This window comes from Sphingosinicella soli (assembly GCF_014199685.1).
In the GTDB taxonomy this organism is placed as follows: Bacteria; Pseudomonadota; Alphaproteobacteria; order Sphingomonadales; family Sphingomonadaceae; genus Sphingosinicella; species Sphingosinicella soli.
In genome coordinates this window covers 1-1007 of the sequence record NZ_JACHNZ010000095.1, presented here as the reverse complement: position 1 = coordinate 1007, position 1007 = coordinate 1, and the positions used below count along the sequence as shown (strand labels likewise).

General features: G+C 65.8%; 1 protein-coding gene. It reads left to right on the top strand.

The window, feature by feature from the left end:
* Positions 1 to 112 precede the first annotated feature (112 nt).
* Positions 113 to 1007 (top strand): IS21 family transposase (gene istA / locus GGQ98_RS18105; RefSeq protein WP_184072079.1); only part of this gene is annotated, 895 nt, incomplete at its 3' end.

Here is a 1007-nt window from a genome sequence, read left to right as displayed (position 1 = left end):
TGTGGACCGGCGTGCAAAAGGGACCCCGTTAGCGGGGTGATCGGCGTCCAATAGGGACCCCTCATTTCGATGGTTTAGGCAGCGGCCTGGTTTTCCAGGTGGCGAGATCGGGATGTTGGTGGTGGAGACAGTGGTTCGGATCCGGCGCGAGCATGCGGGTGGCAAGCCGATCAAGGCGATTGCGCGCGATCTTCGGTTATCGCGCAAGGTGGTGCGCAAGGCGATCCGGGCGCCCGAGGGTGCGTTCGACTATCATCGCTCGGTTCAGCCGCTGCCCCGGATCGGGCCTTTTCAGGAGCGGCTCGATACGCTGCTGACCCAGAACGAAGCGCGGCATCGACGCGATCGGCTGCGGATGACGCGGATTCACGATCTGCTGCGGCGCGAGGGGTTCGAGGGTTCGTATGACGCCGTGCGGCGCTATGCCAGGCGCTGGGCGGAGGCTCTGCGTAAGGATGGTGGCGACGGTGCGCCTGCGTTCATCCCGCTGCTGTTCAAGCCGGGTGAGGCCTACCAGTTCGACTGGAGCCACGAGGACGTCGAGATCGCCGGCAAGCCGATGCGGGTGAAGGTGGCGCACATGCGGTTGTGCGCCTCGCGCGCGGTCTACGTCCGGGCTTATCCGCGCGAGACGCAGGAGATGGTGTTCGACGCGCATGCGCGCGGCTTCGCCTTCTTCGGCGGGGTGCCGATGCGCGGGATCTACGACAATATGAAGACCGCTGTGACGACGGTGTTCGTCGGCAAGGAACGCGTCTTCAACCGCCGGTTCCTGGTCATGGCCGATCACTACATGGTCGAGCCGACCGCCTGCTCACCGGCCGCAGGCTGGGAGAAGGGTCAGGTCGAGAACCAGGTCCAGACGATCCGCGGCCGGTTCTTCCAGCCCCGGCTGCGGTTCGCCAGCCTCGAGGAGCTGAACGGGTGGCTGGAAGCCGAGTGCCGGCGCTGGGCAGCGATGCGCCCGCATCCCGAGCAGAAGGATATAACCGTCGCGCAGGCCCTAG